The sequence below is a fragment of the Okeania sp. SIO2F4 genome (assembly GCF_010672385.1).
Lineage (GTDB): Bacteria > Cyanobacteriota > Cyanobacteriia > Cyanobacteriales > Microcoleaceae > Trichodesmium.
In genome coordinates this window covers 1-4,762 of record NZ_JAAHGT010000768.1, presented here as the reverse complement: position 1 = coordinate 4,762, position 4,762 = coordinate 1, and the positions used below count along the sequence as shown (strand labels likewise).

1 protein-coding gene and 1 pseudogene are annotated in these 4,762 nt (G+C 36.3%); one reads left to right on the top strand and one right to left on the bottom strand.

Going from position 1 to position 4,762, the window contains the following annotated elements; all coding sequences use genetic code 11:
- Positions 1–445: 445 nt before the first annotated feature.
- Positions 446–1,882, bottom strand: coding sequence for a TldD/PmbA family protein (locus tag F6K22_RS32305; RefSeq protein WP_293107738.1), 1,437 nt, complete (start codon positions 1,880–1,882; stop codon positions 446–448).
- 1,784 nt (positions 1,883–3,666) lie between these two features.
- On the opposite strand from F6K22_RS32305, the pseudogene F6K22_RS32300 reads away from it, so the two are divergent.
- Positions 3,667–4,762 (top strand): annotated as a pseudogene (locus tag F6K22_RS32300) (sensor histidine kinase); the annotation flags it as partial.

The following is a 4,762-nucleotide window of genomic DNA, read 5'->3' as shown; positions in this document are numbered from 1 at the left end:
CGCCAATTTCTCGTCTCAGTTGAGGTGTCATTTCAGTTATTATCAGTTATCAGTTATCAGTTAGCCTCCTTCGGATGAACTTCGTTAACAGTACCTCCTGCAATAGGAAGGCTTAAAATACTGAAGTTTGCTTTTTTCATCCCCTTTTAAGGAGAGGTATTAGACCTTATTTTTTCAGTCAACATATCTTATCAGAACTTATGTACCCAAACAAGAAAATGGGTTTATTGCCCTGGTTATTGTTTTTCGCGCTAATGCGAAATTTAGCCTCATAACCCAGTTTCTGCGTCTAATATCATGTCCGGATAATTAGTAATAAAAAAACTTTCTCCTTCTCCTCCTCTTTCTTCATTCTTTCTTCTATCCTGACTCCTGACTCCTGACTCCTGGGTCGTTTATTTATAACTGTTCAACCGGACATGATATAACTTCTGACTTCTGACTTCTAACTTCTGACTTCAGAAGCATCCCCACCAACAACAACATTCCTAACACGCAAACTTGGTCCGCCACAACCAACAGGTAAACCATTTTGCCCACCTTTCCCACAACCACCAGACTCATCCCAATAAAAATCATCGGCGATCGCTTCAATATCTGCCAAGGTATTAAACACATTTCCAGAAAGAGTGACATCTCGCACCGGTTCAGCTAACTCACCATTTCTAATCATCCAAGCTTCCCCAGCACTAAAAGTAAACATTTCCCCATTAGTCATTCCACCCAACCAGTTCCGAGCATAAACTCCCTCCTTAATATCAGCAAATAAATCTGAAACAGGAGTATTTCCTGGTGCTATCCAAGTATTAGTCATTCTAACTAGAGGTGGATAATGATAATCAAGACAACGTGCATTACCTGTAGGTACCTCTCCGAGTTTCCCCGCAGTTTCCCGCGAGTGTAAACGTCCGACCAAAACTCCATCTTGAATCAACTGAGTAGTAGTTGCTAAAGTACCTTCATCATCATAAATATAACTACCTCGATGTACTTCTCCCTCATCTCCATTTAATATAGGTGACACCATTGCACCATCAAATATTTGTAAATTCTCAGGACCAAATCTCCGACCAATTGTCATAACTTCTAATAGATCGGGATTTTCGTATGCCATATCTGCTTCCGAGAGATGACCAAAAGCTTCGTGAACAAATAGACCTGTAAGAATAGGGTCAATAACTACCGTATAAGTATTACCTTGAACGATCGGTAAAGCTAGAGAATTAACAGCTCTCTGTGCAGCACTACGAACTTGATTGTCCAAATTAGTTAAATCTTCATAAGCTTTGCGAGAACCAGTAGTTTCCCTACCAGTTTGTACGGTTTCCCCATTCCTGGCAGTAGCAGCAAAGCGCATTTCCATATCTGTCCAAGATTGTTCTAGCATGGTTCCTTCGGAAGTAGCGAGAATTACTTTCTGGGTACTATCCCCATAACGCACAGATACAGTAGTAATTCGAGGGTCAACACTCCGCAGCACTTGGCCATAATGTTCGCAGAGTTCTTTTTTATTAGCTAAAGATATGTGACGAGGGTCTTTACCTGTGAGAGAAACCACATGAGTTGCTTGAATAATTGGTATGGGAGCTAGAATAGTTTCTTCTTTCCCAATAAGTTTGGCTGCAGCAATCGCCTCTTCTATTCTCTCTTTCAAGGTAGATATTTGATTAAAACTGGCAAAACCCCAGGCTCCTTTATAACAAGCTCGGACTTGGCCGCCAATGGAAATGCCTTCACTCAGGGTTTCTATTTTGTGGCCTCGCAAGAGAATATCTGTTCCTTGGGATTCTTCTAGGCGAATGGCCAAATAATCTACTTGATAACTATAATTAGCGAGCAGGTCAGATAATAGATTTTTTGCTTCGGTTAGTGATATGGGCATTTATATTTTTACTGTTAACTAACATTAGTATAATGGGAGGTGATTATTTTAATTTTTATATACCCTTAAATATTAGAAATTATCAGCTTTAGCGTTGATATCTTTGAAACCTCGATTGAAAGTCTTTAAACTTTGCTATCAGACTCAAGTATTAACTGAATTTCAACTTTCACTGTACTACTTTTCTGAACAATGGTTATGTTTTTTGTGTATCAATCATTGTGGGGAAAAGGAGCATCAGCAGGAATAATATATTCAGAAAAAATTGAGTAATGATTCATTGATTATTTTCTTAAACTTAAATAGTTTTTACATTATATAAACCCATAGCTATACGAGTTTGATAAATGTTTGGTACAAATAAATTTTAGTTGGTAGGTTTGAGGTTTTAGGTAGTAATTAAACAATTAATAATTAATAATTAATAATTAATAATTACCTCTCCTTGAAAACGGATAGGATTGACTAATAATGAAAAATTTTTTCTTCTCAAGGGGAGATTGGATATGGCGTACTTCTGAGCGGCTCTGTAAGAGCGGGAAACCTCGCCATCCCATCCTGACGGAATGCTCCGCTTGCCGACCGCTCTCTTGGTCGATTGGATATGGCGTACTTCTGAGCGGCTCTGTAAGAGCGGGAAACCTCGCCATCCCATCCTAGGTCATGCTCCGCAAACGACCGCTTTTTTCCCTTTAAAAGGGGAGGCTTTAGACCACAATTTCTCGGTAAATATTCATATTGCCAGGATCGTAAATGAAGTTTTCACATTTTATTAGTGATGTGTAATATTCTTTTTTCATCCATGGTATTATCAAGTTTTTTCGGCATTGCTGAAGTGCGAGTATAATTGTCAAATTATGGACTATAGCAATCCTCTGCACAGTTGTAATATTTTGGTGGTAGTTAGGAGTCAGGAGTCAGGTAGGGAAGCCGTATTCTTGGCGACGTACAGAATTTTTAAGGTTTTCAGCTCAAATTAACTATTATAAAAATTGTCACAATCAATGCGCGGATTGCTATATATTATCTGTTGTTAAATAGTTATAAATAAATAGTGATAGGAAACTTCTGTTAGCAAGATGGAAAAATTAAATTTGATGATTTTTCTAGTTTCCCATTCCTTATTCCTTAAAACTATATTTATACAGTTTTTTTTCAGCGTTGCTGAAGTGCAAGTATGATTGTCAAATTAGGGAGCCAGATCATCTGCTGTTAAATTGTTATAAATAAATAGTAATAGGGCAGTTTGTTTAACCAGATAGAAAAATTAGATTTGATAATTTTTCTAGTTTCCCATTCCATATTCCATATTCCATATTCCCTATTTCCTATTACCGAAAAATTGTGGTCTAAAGTCTCCCTTTTTACAAGGAATAAAAAGCGGTCGATCTTCGGAGCTTTCCGTAAGGATGGGATGGCGTCAACGCGCGTTTTGCGGAGCGCTAAACGCCACATCCAATCGACCAAGAGAAAAGAGACTATTCCTAATGTCAAGCCTCCTTAATTGCAGAGGTATTGAATTGTGCAGTTACGACCATAGGAGGCTAACTGATAACTGATAACTGATAACTGATAACTGAAATAACTCGACCATAATAGCGGAGATTGCGGTGATTCAGTTCGGTTATACCAACATAAGTAATGGATGAATACCGATACCCTTAGTATTAAGTAAGGTCTACTTCTATAGAGACAACTAATCAAAGAATATTAAAGACTTTGTAGAAGTCTGGATTTATTAATTAATAAATTAAAATTATTTATTCATTTATTTTTGAAAAAAAATGGACAACTATAACTATGTATTACCAACTTTAAGTGACATTTTTGCCCTAGAGAGGTCAAATAATGATTTGTCTACAATAAAAATAGAACTGGCAAGGGAAAATTCTCCTCCTTCTATAACACAGAGAAATCAACATTTATATTTAAAGGCTGAAAAGGAATGGTATAGTGCCATTGCTGCAGTTAATCAACTCTTAGAAAATTCACTACAAATCTCAGATTCTCAAGATTCAAAAAATCAAGAGATGATCAAAACTGACAAAGATAAAGGAATCCACAAAACCACTCCTTTACTCGAAAATTGGGAATCTCAAACCAGCTCAAAATTTCCTACTTCTAATTCTTTAATTTCTCATCTCAAATCATATCGTGGATTAGTGTTATCTAGTCCTACTCCTGTCTTAACAAATCCTGTTTTAACTAGCAGTTTTGCTACATCAATATTTACCAGTGAAATACCAGAAGGTTTAGACTGGTTATCCATATTGAGATGGCAAACTTTACCTCTATTACCAGCAGCAGATAGTATTAAATCCTTACCTGCTGCCATACCAATATTACCTTTATCCACTAAAGATCCAATAACAAATGAGCAGTTTTGTTTAGTTTTTACTGCTGAATTTAGCTTAATAATGGTCTTAGGTAAAAATTTAGATAATACACCAGCTTTTCTATTTTCTTTTGACCCAGAAATAGTCAAAAAAGCATGGATTGTCTTGCGTCAACGAATAGTATTGCCAACATATTTTCCGACTATAAATATTGATAAGCAGCAAAAATTTATTTCCCAATATTCTCAACGATTAGCTATTTTAGATAGTGTATTTGAGCAGTTTCCGCCTCTTGCACCTGACTACAAAATTGTCATGGAATTTAGTCGTTTATTATTGGATAATTTACCAAATGTAGATAGTAAAAATGAAGCATTAGAAGTTAATAATTCTAGCAAAAATAGAGAAAATAAAGAAACTACTACATCACTAAAATCTACTATTGAAAATCTCAAAGCTCCTGATGTGGAATTGTTACAAGCGATTGCCCACGAAGTCAAAACTACTTTAGCAACAATTCAGACTTTAACTCGCCTTTTATTAA

Excerpts from the sequence above, each read along its gene's own strand:
- F6K22_RS32305 (WP_293107738.1), bottom strand. The coding sequence starts at position 1,882 with ATGCCCATATCACTAACCGAAGCAAAAAATCTATTATCTGACCTGCTC.